The sequence below is a fragment of the Achromobacter sp. SLBN-14 genome (genome assembly GCF_006715415.1).
In the GTDB taxonomy this organism is placed as follows: domain Bacteria; phylum Pseudomonadota; class Gammaproteobacteria; order Burkholderiales; family Burkholderiaceae_B; genus Achromobacter; species Achromobacter mucicolens.
The window spans coordinates 1,480,436-1,496,382 of record NZ_VFNE01000001.1 but is presented as its reverse complement, the minus strand read 5'-3'; the positions used below and the strand labels follow the sequence as shown (position 1 = coordinate 1,496,382).

14 protein-coding genes are annotated in these 15,947 nt (G+C 64.2%); 2 read left to right on the top strand and 12 right to left on the bottom strand.

The window, feature by feature from the left end:
- Nucleotides 1-66 precede the first annotated feature (66 nt).
- The 11 genes from FBY20_RS06840 to FBY20_RS06785 form a co-directional block, all read right to left on the bottom strand.
- The gene (locus FBY20_RS06840; RefSeq protein WP_142050953.1) at nucleotides 67-693 is read right to left on the bottom strand and encodes a type 4 pilus major pilin; all 627 of its coding nucleotides are present in this window, start codon (nucleotides 691-693) and stop codon (nucleotides 67-69) included.
- Nucleotides 694-749: 56 nt separating this feature from the next.
- Nucleotides 750-1,847 (bottom strand): hypothetical protein, encoded by a 1,098-nt coding sequence (locus FBY20_RS06835; RefSeq protein WP_142050950.1) that lies wholly within the window; start codon nucleotides 1,845-1,847, stop codon nucleotides 750-752.
- A complete protein-coding gene (locus FBY20_RS06830) occupies nucleotides 1,844-3,637 on the bottom strand; it encodes an ATPase, T2SS/T4P/T4SS family (protein ID WP_142050947.1) in 1,794 nt (597 codons plus the stop codon). Before FBY20_RS06830 ends, FBY20_RS06835 begins: the two co-directional genes overlap by 4 nt.
- Nucleotides 3,634-4,164, bottom strand: coding sequence for a hypothetical protein (locus FBY20_RS06825; protein ID WP_142050944.1), 531 nt, complete (start codon nucleotides 4,162-4,164; stop codon nucleotides 3,634-3,636). The genes FBY20_RS06830 and FBY20_RS06825 overlap by 4 nt, the downstream gene beginning before the upstream one ends.
- Nucleotides 4,148-5,515: a hypothetical protein gene (locus tag FBY20_RS06820; RefSeq protein ID WP_142050941.1), complete on the bottom strand. Its 1,368-nt coding sequence runs from the start codon at nucleotides 5,513-5,515 to the stop codon at nucleotides 4,148-4,150. The genes FBY20_RS06825 and FBY20_RS06820 overlap by 17 nt, the downstream gene beginning before the upstream one ends.
- A 1-nt stretch (nucleotide 5,516) precedes the next feature.
- On the bottom strand, nucleotides 5,517-7,205 hold the full coding sequence (locus tag FBY20_RS06815) for a type II secretion system protein GspD (protein WP_142050938.1): 1,689 nt from the start codon (nucleotides 7,203-7,205) through the stop codon (nucleotides 5,517-5,519).
- A gap of 24 nt (nucleotides 7,206-7,229) precedes the next feature.
- Nucleotides 7,230-7,967, bottom strand: a complete 738-nt coding sequence (locus FBY20_RS06810; RefSeq protein WP_142050935.1) for a TcpQ domain-containing protein — start codon at nucleotides 7,965-7,967, stop codon at nucleotides 7,230-7,232.
- A 103-nt stretch (nucleotides 7,968-8,070) separates the two neighbouring features.
- Nucleotides 8,071-8,523: a hypothetical protein gene (locus FBY20_RS06805; RefSeq protein WP_142050932.1), complete on the bottom strand. Its 453-nt coding sequence runs from the start codon at nucleotides 8,521-8,523 to the stop codon at nucleotides 8,071-8,073.
- Nucleotides 8,524-8,529: 6 nt separating this feature from the next.
- Nucleotides 8,530-8,856: a hypothetical protein gene (locus FBY20_RS06800; RefSeq protein ID WP_142050929.1), complete on the bottom strand. Its 327-nt coding sequence runs from the start codon at nucleotides 8,854-8,856 to the stop codon at nucleotides 8,530-8,532.
- The gene (locus tag FBY20_RS06795; protein ID WP_142050926.1) at nucleotides 8,840-9,115 is read right to left on the bottom strand and encodes a hypothetical protein; all 276 of its coding nucleotides are present in this window, start codon (nucleotides 9,113-9,115) and stop codon (nucleotides 8,840-8,842) included. The genes FBY20_RS06800 and FBY20_RS06795 overlap by 17 nt, the downstream gene beginning before the upstream one ends.
- 506 nt (nucleotides 9,116-9,621) lie before the next feature.
- Nucleotides 9,622-12,729 carry an autotransporter outer membrane beta-barrel domain-containing protein gene (locus tag FBY20_RS06785; RefSeq protein WP_142050923.1) on the bottom strand — a complete coding sequence of 1,036 codons (3,108 nt, stop codon included), beginning with the start codon at nucleotides 12,727-12,729 and terminating at the stop codon, nucleotides 9,622-9,624.
- 423 nt (nucleotides 12,730-13,152) lie between these two features.
- Here FBY20_RS06785 and FBY20_RS06780 point away from each other — a divergent pair, with 423 nt between their 5' ends.
- Nucleotides 13,153-14,139, top strand: a complete 987-nt coding sequence (locus tag FBY20_RS06780) for a patatin-like phospholipase family protein (protein WP_369818535.1) — start codon at nucleotides 13,153-13,155, stop codon at nucleotides 14,137-14,139.
- Between the two features lie 2 nt (nucleotides 14,140-14,141).
- Nucleotides 14,142-15,593: a GntP family permease gene (locus FBY20_RS06775; protein WP_062841662.1), complete on the top strand. Its 1,452-nt coding sequence runs from the start codon at nucleotides 14,142-14,144 to the stop codon at nucleotides 15,591-15,593.
- 11 nt (nucleotides 15,594-15,604) lie between these two features.
- Here FBY20_RS06775 and FBY20_RS06770 read toward each other — a convergent pair whose 3' ends face one another.
- A complete protein-coding gene (locus FBY20_RS06770; RefSeq protein ID WP_056320842.1) occupies nucleotides 15,605-15,895 on the bottom strand; it encodes a ClpX C4-type zinc finger protein in 291 nt (96 codons plus the stop codon).
- Between the last annotated feature and the right edge of the window lie 52 nt (nucleotides 15,896-15,947).

Here is a 15,947-nt window from a genome sequence, read left to right as displayed (position 1 = left end):
GGTCGCCTCCGTTGAGAGCCCGTCCGGGCGTGCTGGTGGCACGCCCCTCACGCTGTCCCGGGGGAATCAACGCGTGGCGAAGACGAAAGTGTTGTTGTCACCATTGACGCACAGGTTCTGGGCAGTGACGGCGTTGAACGTCCCCGATTCACTGTTAGCGCCCAACGTCTTTGCGACCGTGCCGTTCACGCTGATCATCTCGGAGATGCCGTTCAACGTGGAGGCTAGAACGGGGCAGGCGCGATGGTTGACATTCGTCAGCGTCAGAGAGAAAGCGCTGCCCACCGCGCCGCCGCCCAGCGCGGCCGGTGCGATGGTGATCGTTCCGTTCGAGCCCACGCCCGTACCTCCGAGGCGGTGTGCAACCGTGTTTCCGGTCACTTTGAAGACGGTGGAATCTCGCAGCGACGGAGCCAGGTTTTGGGCATTGTCGATCGCCGAATAGGGCGTAGCCGAGTCACCCTCGCTCATGATTCGTGCGGTGGACATGAACCGCTGCAGCTCGCCGGCCGCCGCGGGAACCCGTCCTTGAACAAAGAATCCCTTCACCGAGGGAAAGCCCACGATAGCGAGGATGATGACGATGGTGATGACCACGCCCACCTCCGCCAGCGTCCAACCGCCTTGGCGGCGCAGATCCGCCGAATTTGCGCGCTGGATGGCGCGCTGGGTTGCGATGTTGTGCATTTGCATTTGAATTCCGATTGTTCGAATGAGTTTTCACCACGAGCCTTCGTGGTGGCGAATTGCTACATTGCGTCGATCATCAAGGCGTTGCGCATGTCCATGATCACGCTTTGATGCCAAAAGAAGAGACCCGCCATGACGAGGACGGCGCAGATGAGCGCCGCCCATCGCAGGACCTTTGCGCGGTCTTCCACGCGCTTGAGAATGGTTGTTTCCATGCGTGCTCGTGTCTTCTGCAGACCGGCGTCTAGGCCAAGTGTGTTCGTGAGGTCTTCGAGATACCAATAGATCTCTCGATCCAGCAGCCCGACGTCGAATATCTCTGCGCCTTTTTTTGCGTCGTCGAGTCGATTCTGGATAGCCTGAAGCCGGCGGCTAAGCCAACGGGATGCCCCCGGTAACTGCAGCTCTATCGCTTGACGGATCTGCATGACCTTGCCAGCGCGGGGCTTTACGGCGGTTGCCGCCGTGCTCACCACTGCAATCGCCTGAACGTCCCGGTAAAGCCGATACGGCCCCCACTTGTCGAGCCATCGGCGTAGAGCGTTGTCCATATAGGGAAACGAGAGATAGACGGCAACGCCGAGGGCGATCGATACCAACCACAGTCGAATACCTTTGTCCCGAATCCACTGCGCCATGTCGAAGAACGCCTGCGTCGACGGACTGAGGAGCTCAAACCGAATGTCGGGCATGGCGTCCTGCAGCATTGGTGCGGTGAGGTAAGGGACCGCGAGCATCACCATGGCCCATACCAGCAGCAGCATGAGCGCGGCCACCGCCAACGTTCCAACGAGGATGGACCTAAGCTTGGCCGTCACCCGCACGACGGCGGCCATGTCGCGCAGGCCGCCCGCGAAGACCGCTTGCCCTTGGGTTTGCAGCGAAACAAATTCCGCTACCTCTCGCGGTGGGAGCGTGCGGTGAAGCGTCCTGCCAAGCTCGCCGGTTTCCACGATACGGTGGGCCCAGTAAGCCGACAGGACGCCGCGGGCGCTCTTGCCGTAGCGCTGCGCATCAGCTTCAAGAATGCTCAGGAACGTCCGGCGACCCTGGGTGTCCTCCGTCATGTCTGCCAAGTACTCGTACCAGTCCGCACGGGCGCGCGCGAACTTGTTGGCGGCTTGCCCGACCCGCGTGAAGTAGAAAGGAATTTTCATCCCTTTTTCCTTTGGCGTAGAAGTGTTGCGTACGCCGTGAAGTGGGGCTCAATGTCCCGGGGGTCTATCAACCCTTGGCTCATCTTGTAGACCGCGCAATCCATGGTGGACTTCCCTTGCATGTCGGGATCGTCGTACCGGGCGGTGCGCTGGCTCGCGAAGATCTCTCTCAGGCGGATTTCGTCGCCGCTCGTGATGGCACGAAGTGCATCAGGGTCGCTAGAGGGCTCAAAAAGCTCAGCCACTGCCGTGCGTCCCGCGTAGCCGAAGAGCTCGGGAATCCCCTTCTTGCGACAGTGTTCGCATCCGAGCGGATTTCTGATCCAGAGTGCATTGCTGCCAAAGTCGTAAAGGGTTTCGATGTCCGCCAAATACTGCTGCCAGATGCTCCGGTCACGTTTGACGCCCATACGGTCTTCGGCTCCGTCGAGGAGCGCCGCCGCTGGAAGGGCGCAGCTGCATAGCTTGGGCATCAGGGCCTGGTGAACGAGCAACTTCAGTACGCCAGGGGTTCCGAGCGTGCTGCGTGGTATCCCGATCTCGCTGGAGGCAAAGCGCTGCGGAATGGCAAGCGCACCTCCCACGTGCGTCGTGCAATAGAGGTTGCTGCCCGAGAGCACGATGTCCTGAAATGCAGCGCCCGTGAGCACATCGCGAATCTCACCGAGAAAGACGTCACTGGCGGCCGCCCGCTTGAGCGCCATGAGCTTCGATTTCATCGTGTCGCGGTCGGAGCCATCCAATGAGCGCGAAACGCTGGCTTGGAGCACTGCCTCCATAATGAGTTCCACCGGATCTTCGATCGACATCCGCTTGCGGGTCTTTGGCAAGCGCACGATGAGCTGGGCGATGCTCACCGTTTTTCCGGAGCCAGGGATGCCGCCCATGACGATGGCGCCGCCCATGCTCCGCATCGCCCGCTCGAACTGGGCGATTTGCGAGGGGAGATATCCGAGGGCTGCCATGTCCACCTTTTGCACCTTGGAGTCCACGTCGAGCAATCGCAGCGTGATGGACGGTCCCTTGTCTGCAATAAATGAACCCCACCGAAGCATGTAGCTGCGCTCGTCCACCACCTCATATAGTCGGCCCTGTTGCTCGTTGGCCATGTCAAGGAATAAGCCGTTTCCGCCGCTGACATCCAGCCAGGCAACGCTGGCCATGTCGAGGAGCTGCTGCGTGGGCATCGCCAGATGTTCAGGCGTGGTGTACTGGCCGTCGATGGTGGCGCTGATGCGCGATTTCGCGGCCGTGGTGTCGATATTCAGATGCAGATCGCTCGCATCGTTGCGTACCGCCCAGGACACGATGTCGTAAAACCCCTGGCGTACCGCCGACTTCTCCTTTTGGCCTCGGATCCGGGAGCTTCGCTGCATCACGTCTTCGGCCTGCATACGCTCTCTGACAAGGGTCAGCAGAATGACCGGGTTGATCGTATAGATCTGGACCGGGCCCTTGGCGGCGTCGATGGCGCGCTGTTCGACGGCGCGAAAGATGTCCGTGTCGACTTCGCGCGGTTTGACGAACACGACATACCGCGGTCCCTCGAGCTCGGCCACGCACGCGGTGACCGCCGATGTCGAGCCGCACCAATCGACCTTGAGCGTCCTAAACGGCGGCTGCATTTGGGTAATGTCTTCGAACGAATCGAGGTGCTGGTAGGCGCCACCGGTGGCCACTGCAGGCATCGATGCATGCATGTCCAGCACTGGCATTTCCTCTTGTTCGCGCAGGCTGACATGCACCGTGCGCTTGAGCCGCCGCATCAACTGAATGAGGCTTGAGATCATGGTGTTCCCCGATTAAGGCAATAGGTGACGACGTCCTGCGACTGGTCAACGAAGCTGGCGCACGGTTGGGAAACGGCCTGCAGGCGGAGGCCGAGATCGGCCCCCGCCATTGGCTCGGCGCGGCCTGCGCGGTAATGCGCCCGGCGGCCGGCCTGGTCGACCGTCACGGTCAACTGTTTGCCCACGCCCATGATTGCGATAAGCCGGGGCGGGGCAACGACGGGTGCGGCTTCGGAGTTGTGGCCGACGTCCTGGGCGGCAGACGGGCCGGGAGCGGCAAGCTGAGTGCTTCCACCATTTGCGGATTGCGCTTTGCGCTTTTCCTCATCGAGGGCGCGCTGGGCGTCGAGCTGCAGCAGTTCTTGAACCGTTTGGGGAACAGGCTGGCTCAGGCTGGCGACGTCGACTCCGGCGCCGACCACCCCGTTTTGTGCCAATGCCGAGAGAGGGACTGCGAGCGCGACAGTTGCGCCGGCGGCGGCAAACACGAGCCAGCTTCGCCGCTTGCGTTCAGGGCGATTCAACATAGATGGTTCCTTTGAGCGTTGTGACGAAGGCGCTCGTCGTGAGCCCTGGTGTAGTGTCCGGCGTAAAGCGCATCTGCAACTGCGTGACTTCTGTGGTACGCGGAAGCGCCAAGCCGTACAGGGAGCGCAGCGGCGCATTGATGACGAGCGCTCGCGTAGCCGGAAGCTTGATTTCCTTGGGCCGGACCACGGGTTGCTCCAACCCGTTCGCCAGCTTGATGTTTGGCACCGTGATCGGCACCTGTCCCGGGGGGGAGAGTGTCAAGTCCTGCAACGCCGGGCGCAGCGCCTGCCAAGATGGCTCCCAAAGCTGCCGCATTGCCCTAGCGTCGGGCAGGTCCGCAAGCACCAAGGGCTGATCCGCCATTGCCCCTGGGATAGTCCATGAGGCGTTCGCGGTTTCGAGATCGAGGTGGTCGATCTTCCAGGTCGAAGGCAAGGCCGCGTGCAGGGTGCGATTGTCCGCAAGCCGCGTGCGTTGGTACTTCGCTACGCAGTTGCGTGCCCGCGGTCGGCAGTCGACCTCGATGAGCTTCCAGCGGCCGGGTGCGGTGGGCACGGCTTCCAATTGCTGCAGCAATGGCGCCAGCCCTGGCTCGCCAAGGGTTCGCGCGGTCTTTGCCCATGCGGAAACTGCTTTTTTCCACAACGTTGCCGGGTCAATTTCGGGCTGCGCGGCCAGCATTTCCTGTGCAATTCGTGCTTGCCGCTCCTCCCAGTAACTCATGCCGATGTCCCAGGCCTCGTAGACCAGAAATAGGCCCAGGATGGTCCACCAGAAGGGCGAGACCATGGCGAGACTGAAGCCGGCTCGGCGCAGGGACGACTGCTGGTTGGTGTGAGCGGCGAGCTGTTGCAGGGAGAACGGCCGTGACTGCGCCCGGTGGTCTCCGTGCACCTGCGCCTCGCCGTAGCGCGCCAGCGCCTCATCGAGGGCGCGTTGAGCCGCCTCCGCCTGGGTATCCGCAAAGACTGTGTCGCCGCCCGCCTGGACCACACCCGCGACGATGATGGCAATCCATACGGATTTGTCGGGCAGATTGAGCGCCACGATGTGGGTGCCGTGGCGGTGTAGCTGTGCAAACGCGGACGCCGCCGAGAATAGGCTGGCGCGCGTCTTTGCGCGACGCTCCTTGCCTTTGGCGATGAGAAGCCCCACGGAAGGGCTGCGAGCATCGCTGTGAACGAAGTGCGTGGCCTTCACCTTGCGTGCCAGGCGCAGCGCTTCCTTTTGCAGATCCTCGCCGAGGATCGTCTGCCACCGAATGCCGAAGACAAGCTGATTCGAGGTGCCAGGGATGGCGACGAGCCGATAACTCAGCCGCCGCGGGGTCTTCTCACGTCGTGCCACGTCAGAATCCTTCTTCAGGAATGGCCGTTACCAGCACGACCGTGAGCATCTGCTTCTCTTGCGAGGCGTCCGACCCGCCAGCAAGCATCGGCGCCTTGTCATCCAGGCGCCGTCTGGTGGAGGTGTCTGCAGACTGCTGGTAGCCGCCGATCACCACCTGCTCACCCGGCCGGACCATCACTTGCTGCACCCGGCCCTGGCCGCCGATGTCGGTCTGCTGGACGAACGATTGATCATCGCGGGAGCCGACCGGCTCCCTTTTCATTTCAATGAGCCGGGTGTCGTCGTAGGCGATCGTCAAGAGCACCTGGCCGTCGTCCTGCGCATCGGGCACAACGGTGAGGAAAGTGCCGACAGTCTTGTTGTCTTGCGTGACGGTGACGGTAGGGGCCGAGTTGTCCGACGTACTCTGCGTCTGCTGCAGGTCCTTGATGTAGTCGAAGGAGCGGCGTGTGTCGTACTTGCCCGGGCGGCGGTTTTGCATCAAGAGCGGGATGCTCTTGTGGTCGATGATCGAGCCCAACTGCGAGAGCGCTGACAGTGCAAGGTTGGTACCTGCGAACGGGCCGCTTCCCACGGTGGCGCCAACGCTACCGGCGGCCTTGGCCGCGTCCAGCATCGGTGCGACACCGATTGCGGAGGCCGTGTTTTGGCGGCCCAGGCTGTTGAACAGGATGCTCCAATCGACGCTTCCCTGATTGATGCGGTCGCTCTGCACCGTGATTTCTTCAAAGACCAGGCGAACGCGGCGGGTCATCTGGCGATTCTCGGCGTCGAGGAATTCCCCAATCCGGTCCTGGGCTTCCTTGGTGTCCGTCACCACGATCGTGTTCGACGCGCCGTCCGCCGCTTTGATCACGCCGGCACGGCTGAGGAACTGGCTGACCTTGCTGACGACTGCGGCCAGCTCGCGCGCTTCGTCCTTCGCGCCGGCGGTAGTTCTGTCCGCCAGCATCGAATTGGTCGACTTGATGTCCCGCTGCAGGTTCTCTTCTGCCGCCTGTGTGGGCGTGCGAACGACATAGCTCTTGGTTTCTGTCCGGTAGAAGCGCAGCGCGCCGATCTTGTCGTCGTATCGCCAGTAGACGCCCAAGCGGAGTGCGATGGCATCCAGGACGGACGCGAGTGGGGCTTGCCCGGCCGGAAGGGGCGCCATCTTTGTGCGGGCCACACCATTGGGCAGCGCGGGACCTGCAATTCGATCCACCGCCGCGCCGGGGACGAGGGCCGGGACGAGCGTGTCAGCGGTGTTGGCGCCCAGGCTAAGCGGGTTTACCGTACCGAGGTCGCCCGCCAGGCGTGGTAAGAAGTACTCGGCCGGCAGCAAGGCGTCCGCCGTTACCTGCGTCAGGATGCCCGTAGCGTGCTGGATGCGGTCGGCCAGCGTCTTGAGGTCTGCGGAATTGTTTTCAAATAGCAGCGTCGTATTGACGTTTGCCCGGAGTGCCGGCGGTAGAGTCACTTCCCGAGCCAGAGGTTGGGGTCGGCCTGCGATCCAGGGCAGCTCCACGACCTGACCCTTCGCCCGGTCGATGTCTCCGGCTTTGAGCTTGAAATGGTCCAGCGCGATGGCGCCGTCGGCTTGACGGAGGGCGGCGCGGGATTCGACTCGGTCGGTGGCCTGCAGGGCCGAGCAGCCGGCAAGCGCTGCCAGCATGACCGCCGGCAGTACGGTGCGGTAAGCAATCATTGGATTTCCTGTTCAACACCACGGCTAGGATTGCGTGGCGGGGGATCGGTTGCAGCTGCGGGTGAAGGGCAACACGCGGAGCACGCGGTTGCCGTAGAAGCAGGGGCGGATCGGCGAATCACTCATGGCGACCGCCTGCGATAGCGCTTGCGTGGCTTCTTGGAACGAGTTCGCCTCAAACTCAGCGGGAGCCTGTATCGGTATGTCGAAATTCAGTTCCCACTGGTCAGGCCCGAAGGTCCAGTTGCCATCGGCTGCCCAGCGCACGAGCGCTTGCCGGACTGTCCCGTCTTGTGGACTGACCCGCCAAATTTGCTTAGGCGGTTCCACGACTTGCGGTTCTGCTGCGGGCTCGGTCGGAGCAACTTCAACCGTGACCACGGCGCCAGCGGTCGGAGCGACTTGCAGACTTGCGCTCACATCGGTGGGAGGCGCGGAGGCTTCACTTGCCGCTCCCGGCGTCGGCGCCGACGCAGAGGTGATGGCGCCAGGCGTGGCTTCAGCCGCAGCGGCCGGAAGCGGCGCGCTGGCAGCGGGCGCAGTGCTTTCGACCTTGGGCGGCGCTTCGGGCACGGGGACAGAGGGAATGTCCGCCGAGGCCAGGGCCGTCGGCGATTTACCCGGTAGAACGGTGCGCGGATCCGCATGATTGATGAGGATGCGTCCGGAGTCCGGAGGAGTTGGGGGGGAGGGCGGTACGAATCCGCAGGCCGAAAGGAGGCTGGCCGCCGTAATCACGGCAACCAAATGGGATGCTTGCATGGAGGGTACTCCGCAGGGAGCTTGGCGATTTCGCCGGGATGAGAAGCGTCTGCGCTCGCGCAATCGGGGCGCGAAAGACGACTAGGGCGGACTGATGGCGCGGTTATGGAAGCACGATGTCGGAGCCGGGCTTTTTAAAGAGGAGTTCCTCAACGTCTCGGGCAACAAGGGGCGGCGCAATGTACTGCGCCTTGTTAATGCTGCTGCGGCAGGCAGCTTTGTCCACCGGATTTCCATTGATATGCAGGGTCCGGGGTTGCATCGACTTACCTTTTAGAAGCCAACGTTGGCACGCCAGCGGAGACAAGTACGTCTCCACATACTCTCCGTCCTGGACCGTGATACCCCAGTCCGACCCGTCGGCGGAGAACCAGGTATCACGTTCCAGGTTCTCTTGGACGGCCTGGGGAAGTGTGTCTTCGAGAGGTGGCAAGGGCGCGATCCGGAGCAGCGGCCGCGGCGCCTCCTGCGTGGCGGATGCGGTGACCGGCACAAGGAAGAGCGCCAGGAGCAAGGTTTGAAGATAGTGCGCGAATTGCATCGTGGGGTGTGACATTTGAAGTTATGGGGCCGTCCAGGGCGTTATCCCTTGCCGGTCGAGTTCGAGGTGGACGGCGCGGAGGTCACCCGGAGAGGTAATCCGCCGCGTGAGCAACAGCATCTCCACCAATATGGGGAGCAGAGATTCGCCATGTTGTCCCCCAACGCCACCATCTAGTAGGGTGAGGCGCAATTGCGAGACATGTTCGGCGACCTGGTCATCGACTTCGAGCCGGTCACGAAGGTAGGCCGAGAGCGTCATTCCTCGTTCCGCAGCGGCTTGCTCGTACCTCCGGCGGGCGGCGTCTGACAGCCGGAAGGTAATTGGGCGCTCAAGCAGGGAGCGCATGCAGGCGCGCCTCCTCCACCACGATGTGGCCCATGGCCTCCGCGAACGCCTGCTTGAATGCGTCCCGCCGGATCCTGCGTTCGAGGGGCGAGTCGGCTTTGCCTTTGCAATGCTCGATAAATTGTTGGTCGCGGTACTGGGCCGGACTCATCTCGGGCGCCGCTTCGAACCAAGTACGAGCGGCGTGACGGGCGTCGCGCGCCGTAGACGGAAATTCAAAAGCGGCGCCGGAGGGATAGGCCGCGGACGACTGAACCATATTGATCCTCTGCGAATGGCCTGCGCGCCCCAGCCTGTCGCCGTTGGCAACATACGCGGGGGTGCGGGCTGAGCTATGGGGGATGGACCGCGAAAGAAGCGGCTATAGGGGCGGCTGGCGCCAGGGGCAGGACGCCGGAGAGGTGGATATCAGGGCAGTGGTCTCTAGGAGACCTTGACCAAATCTTGACCGTAGTCTTTAAAAAAGAACGCAAAACCCTGCATATCACTGTTTGAATGTCCAGTGATTAAAAGGGGGCTATCGTTGCAAGTCTTTGATTGGAAAGACATTCTAACTTGCAGGGATTTGCAGATCGGCGGACTTTTAATCCGTTGGTCGCGAGTTCGAGTCTCGCACAACCCACCACCCCAATTCGCGCAACATCAAGTCGAACGCCGCTATTTCGTTAGCGGCGTTTTTTGTTGGTGCACAAATATTTGTGCCAAATACAAAAACGCCGCTATCGACATAGCGGCGTTTTGCTTTGCCTGGCGTTCGTGTACGTCTTAGTACCGCCAGGTCATATGGACGGAACCGGCGTTTTCCCGGTTGCCGCCGCCGAACTGGCCGGTGTAGTTCAGGCCAATGGTTGCGTTGCGCGTGAGCGCGGTTTCGACACCGAGCTCGGCCAGCGCGGCATCGCGCGCGATGGGAGCGCCGGCCACGGTGAAGGCCTGGCCGCCATCGAAAGACATGGTGCTTTCGGGCTGCACGTCGCCAAAGGCGTGGCGCCAGCCCAAGGTGGCCTGCACGCGTCCTTCGGTCTGGCCAACCGTGAAGTTCATCAGCCCGCGCAAGCCCAGCGTGGAGGTGGTTTGCTTGTTGCTGTCGCTCTGCCCGTTCAAGGCGGCCGATCCGCCGGACTCCGAGAAGCTGCGGTTGCGCGTATCGCTCCAGGACAGCCCGGCGAAGGGCTCGATGCTGACGCGCTCGGACATCGGCAGGGCGTAGCCGAGTTCGGCGAACAACTGGGTGGTGCTTGCGCCATAGTCGGCAGTCAGCGTCTGGGACACGCCGGAGACGCTGGCGCGGCGTTCGGTGGAGATGTCGTGCCAGGTGTAGGCCGTGCCGGCCATCACGTTCAGCTTGCCGGGGCCGACCTCGAACACCTTGCCGCCAAACACCGCCGCGCTGTAGCCGGCAATGTCGGCCTGCGACGAACGGTCGTCCACGCGAATCTTGCTGTCGGTGAAGCCCAGGGCGCCGCCCAGGCGCCAGCCGCCGCCCAAGGCGTGGTCGACGCCGGCGAAGACGCCGCCGGTGTTTTGGCGCACTTGCGCCGAGTCGCCGTTGCCCTTCCAGGTCTGCCAGTTGCCGATGACTTCGGCCCAGGCGGGCTGCGCATTGGAGGAAGGCAGGGCGGACGCGGATGGGGTGCCGCCAAGTTGCGCGGTCGGCGCGCCTGCGCGCATGCCGGCGCCCAGGTTGGCGCGCAGGTAGGCGAGGGGCACCGCGCGTACCGAGTTGTTGAGACCCGTCAGGGTGGAGGTGACGCTGGCGTGCGCTTCTCCGGACAGGCTGTTGAAGGCCGCGGCCGTGGCGCCTTCGGGCAGCGTCAGGATGTATTCGTGCAGCGGGTTGCCGGCGGGCAGGCTGTCCAGGGCGTTGGCCACGGCGCGCTGGTTGCCGGTTTGCGCCGCGTCGGCGAAGGCGATCGGGCGAGTCGGCGTTTCAGGAACGCTGGGGGTGACCGGCGTGACCGGCGTGACGGGGGTGACCGGGGTAACCGGAGTCACTGGGGTCTCCGGGGTGACCGGGGTTTCCGGGGTTTCCGGGGTCACGGGCACCTGTTTGCGGCCAAGCTGCATCACGACGTTCTGGCCGTCATAACGCAGGGCCGGATCCAGAAAGGCGTAGTTGGACGAGACGCTGTTGAACTGCCCATTGACCGTGCCCGCGCTGAGGATGGCGTATTCGCGCCGGGTCTGGAACCCGCCGTCCGGCCCGACATGCACCGCCGAACCCGCCAGGTTTGCCGTGCCGCTGACAACGACACGGCTGCTTGCCGACGATTGGGAATCGGCCGTCACCTGATAGACCGAACCTGGCGAGAACGTCAGGTCGCCCGCGACGTTCAGGGTGGTGCCGGCCGCGCCAGGGGCCAGCGTGGCGCCGTTTTGCAGCGTGGTCGTGCCGACCGTTCCCGAGCCGCGCAGGGATGCGCCGCTGGCGACGTTCAGGGTGCCGCCCAGGGCGCCGTTGACCGTCAGGGCGCCGCCCAGCAGATTGGTTTGGCCGCTGAAGGCACTGGAATCGCCGGTCAAGGTGGTCGATCCCGCCAGCATGTCGATGGTGCCCTTGCCCGGCGACAGAGAACTGATGCCGGGGGCGAAGACGTAGTTCGAACTGGAGTGGTTGAAGACCAGCTTGCCGGTCCCGTCGCCAAAGCGCACGCCAAGCGCGGCCTGCACGACGCCCGGCGCGGCAGCGGCATCGCTGGCGGCGGCGCCGATATTCAAGGTGCCCACCGATCCCGCCGCATCGGCGATTCGGACGCGGTTGGCGGTTTCAAGGGTGGCGCCGTTGGACAAGGTGGCGGCGCCCGTGCCTTGATAGCCGACGAGGAAGGCGCTGGAGGTCCTGAGCCGGGTCTGCGGGCCGTCCGCGACGAGGGTGCCTTCGCTGCCTGCGCTGAAGCCGGCGACCACCTGGTAGGCATCGATCATCGCACCGTCCGTCGCAGCCAGATGGCCCCTCGAACCCGCATACATGCCCAGCGCAATGTAGCTGGTCAGCGAGGAGAGCTGGCTGCCGGCGCCGGAAACCAGCAGTTTGCCGTCGCCGCCCGCGTACATGCCCACATAGGTCTGGGCGCCGGAAGTGGCCGTGGCCCCGCCCTTGATGTCCAGCGTGCCAGTGCTGCGCGAGCCGATCGACATGCTTCTGACTGTCTGCATCGACGAGCCAGCGCCCGTGATTTCGATCGTGCCCGTCGAACCCGCCGAGTTGGCCACCAGCAGGCCGGTAAGTTGAACCGTGCCCTTGTCGGAGATCGTGACGACGCCGGTGCCGTTGTCACCTGCGGTGATTTGCCCGGCGTTCAGGGAGCTGCCCAGGCCAGAAATATTCAGGGTGCCGAGAGAGCCGGTGTGCGAGCCCAGCGTGACGGCCGTCGATGCGATGGCTTTGGCGCCGCGGGTCACGTTCAGCGTGCCCGTGCCATAGAAGCCGACGCTGAAGGCCTCTGCGGTCCACTGAGAGTCCGCGCCGTTGATGGTGGCCGTGCCGGACTGAAGTTCGGACGTGCCGGGCGTGAAACCATTCGTGGAGTTGCCGATGATGGCCGAACCGCTGGTCAAACGGCTGCCATGTTCCACGTTGAGCGAGGGACCGCCAATCGCGCCAAGAAAGATGACGCCCGCCTGGTTGCTGCCGCTGGAGATAACCGGCGCGTACGGCGTAACGCTATTGATGAACAGATAGCCGGTCGAGCCCGGAAGCGATGCCGACGACCAGTTTTGCACGTCTTGCCAGTCTGCGCTCTGCGTGCCGTTCCAGGTGATGTTCTGCGCAATTGCAGGCGCGGCGCCCAAGGTCAGCATGCCGGACCCGGACAGGCCAAGCGCTTGCAAGGCAATGACAATCGCCCTTTTTTTCAGTTTTTGTCGAGGCATTTCGCGTTTCAGAAGTGAATTTAGCTGAGGCGGAATGGCGCAAATCCTGAAAAAGCCATGGCGCACGTGAAGGGAAAGCGGGGATGCGAGGGATGCTGCGGCCTCGATGCTTGGGAAGCCTGCGCGTTGGGGCGCGCGCAATCGATCTTACGATTTGCTGAAAAAGCCAAAACCCAAAAAAACACCGGTGTTGACGGCTATTTTTCTTATTATGATGCGACCCCAATTTCTATCCCGAGGGCGTAGTCTTCCGTTTTCCAGGCGCATCGCGTATAACTTCCGAACGATATGTGCAGCGCAACATGGCGCATGTCGCAGTCACACCGATCGCAAGCTCACCCCCAGCCTCCCGCAAGGAGTTCCGCCGTGGCCCGATCCAAAGCGTCAGCGACTGCCCGCGATCCCGTCTTGATCGATCTTGCGCTGCAGGGGGGAGGCGCGCACGGCGCCTTCACCTGGGGCGTGCTGGACCGGCTGCTTGAAGAATCCTGGCTCGGCATCGACGGCATCTCCGGCACCTCGGCCGGCGCCATGAACGCCGCCGTGCTGGTGCTGGGACATGCGCGCGGGGGCGCGCAGGGCGCCCGCGCCGCGCTCGAGGACTTCTGGCGCCGCGTGTCCGACGCCGCCCGCTTCAGTCCCTTTCGCCGCAGCCCGCTCGACATCCTGATGGGCTCGTGGTCGCTGGACAATTCCCCCATGTTCATCGCCTTCGACATGGCGTCGCGGGTGTTCTCTCCCTATGACCTCAGCGCGTCCGGGGCCAATCCCCTGGCCGCCATCCTGCGGGAGGTCATTGATTTCGACGAACTGGCGCGCGCGCCCATCCATCTGTTCATCACCGCGACAAACGCGCGCACGGGCCGGGGCCGGGTGTTCAAGAATGCCGAGGTCAATGCCGACGTGCTGCTGGCGTCGGCCTGCCTGCCCACCCTGTTCCGCGCCGTGATGATCGACGGCGATCCCTATTGGGACGGCGGCTACAGCGGCAATCCGACCATCACGCCGCTGGTGCGGGACTGCCAGTCGCACGACACGATCCTGGTGCAGATCAATCCGGTGGAGCGGGCCGGGTTGCCCAGCAGCGCCCGCGAGATCATGAACCGCCTGAACGAAGTCACCTTCAACGCATCGCTCCTGAAGGAGCTGCGCATGATCGCGCTGCTGCGTCAGGTGGCCGACCCCGGCAATGGCGAGGGCAGGATGTGGGCGCAGATGCGGATACACCGGATCTCGTCCGAGCTCATGGTGGAGCTGGGGTATTCGTCCAAGCTCAACGCCGAATGGCCGTTCCTGTGCATGCTGCGCGACGAGGGCAGAAAGGCGGCCGAGCGTTTCCTGGCCGAACACGGCGACGACCTGGGCAAACGGTCGTCATTGGATATCGACGAATTGCTGGGCGAGGTCTGATCATGGGACTGTTCGGTATTCTGCTGGCGCTGGTCCTGCTGATCGGGCTGGCCTATCGCGGCTGGAGCATCCTGCTGCTGGCGCCGGCCGCGGCCATGGTGACGGCTGCCGCGGCGGGGGAGCCGCTGCTGGCCCATTGGACGCAGACCTTCATGGGCGGCGCGGCCGGGTTCGTCGCCCAGTTCTTTCCCTTGTTCCTTCTGGGGGCGCTGTTCGGCAAGCTCATGGCCGACAGCGGCTCGGTCACTGCGATTGCCGACGCCATGACGCGCAAGCTGGGCGCGCGGCGCGCCATCCTGGCCGTGGTGCTGGCCGGCGCCATCGTGACGTACGGCGGCGTCAGCCTGTTCGTGGCGTTTTTCGTGCTGGCGCCCATGGCGCATGCGCTGTTCCGGTCGGCCGGCATTCCGGTACGCCTGATGCCGGCGGCCATCCTGCTTGGCACGTCAACCTTCACGATGTCCGCGTTGCCGGGCACACCAGCCGTGCAGAACGCCATTCCCATGCCGTTTTTTGCGACCACGCCGTTCGCCGCGCCGGGGCTGGGCATCGTTGCCAGCGCAATCATGCTGGGCTTCGGGCTGTGGTGGCTGAGCCGCGCGGAAGCCGCCGCGCGGCGGGCGGGTGAAGGCTACGTTGCGCCCGCGGGCATGGCCAGCGACGTGGCCGACGACGTGCTGGTGCGCGAGCGCGCCACCGTCGCGCGCGAGTTCGACCCGGCCGAAATGCAACATGGCCAGCGCAGCCCGGACGCGCCCTCGGCGCTGGTGGCGGCGACGCCGCTGGTCGTGGTGATCCTGGTCAACCTGCTCATGACGCTGATCGTCCTGCCGCGCATGGACACCGCGTGGCTCGCCGAGGCGCGCTGGGGCGGCACCAGCCTGGCCGCGGTTGGCGGCGTCTGGTCGGTGATCACCGCGTTGCTGGCCGCGATCGTGGTGCTGGTGGTGTTGAACTTCCGGCGCCTGCCGTCGCTGCGCGACACGATGGACGCCGGCGTGAACGCGTCCGCGCTGCCGCTCCTGAGCGTCGCGAGCCTGGTGGGATTCGGCGCGGTGGTCGCCTCGCTGCCGTCGTTTGCGGCGGTGCGCGACTGGGTGCTGTCGATCGAGGGCGGGCCGCTGGTGTCGCTGGCCGTGGCCACCAACGTGCTGGCGGCGTTGACCGGATCGGCGTCGGGCGGCCTGACCATCGCCCTGCAATCGCTGGCCGGCACCTACATGGAGCTGGCGCAGACCCTGGGCATCGATCCGGCGCTGATGCACCGCGTGTCGGTGATTGGCGCGGGCACGCTGGACAGCTTGCCGCACAACGGCGCCGTGGTGACCTTACTGGCGGTGTGCGGGTCGAACCACCGGGATGGCTACATGAATATCGTCGTGGTGGGCATCGTGGGACCCATCATCGGGCTGGCGGCGGTCATCGCGCTGGGCAGCGCGGTGGGATCGTTCTGACGCGACGCCCGTCAGGACAGCGTGCGCGCGGGCAGCGCCGCCGACAGGTCGTTCAGGCTCAGGCCGCAGCACCGCGCCCGCTCGGCCAGCGTTTCGCTCTGCGCCAGGGCGCGGCTGCTTTCCTCCAGCAGCACGTCCAGCTGCTCTTGCGGCGTGGCGGCCATCGCCCATGCCCGGTCCGCAAAGCGCACGGCAAACTGGTCCACGCACGATTTGCAGATGGCCGCGCCGTTCTGCTCGAGCAGCGGCGCGCCCTGCGCGAGCGTCGATTGGCAAAACTGACAGGCGAGGGCGTGGTTCATGCGTCGGGCGGCGGGACGAGAGTTGGCAAAAACGGCCACGGAAACGACGGGG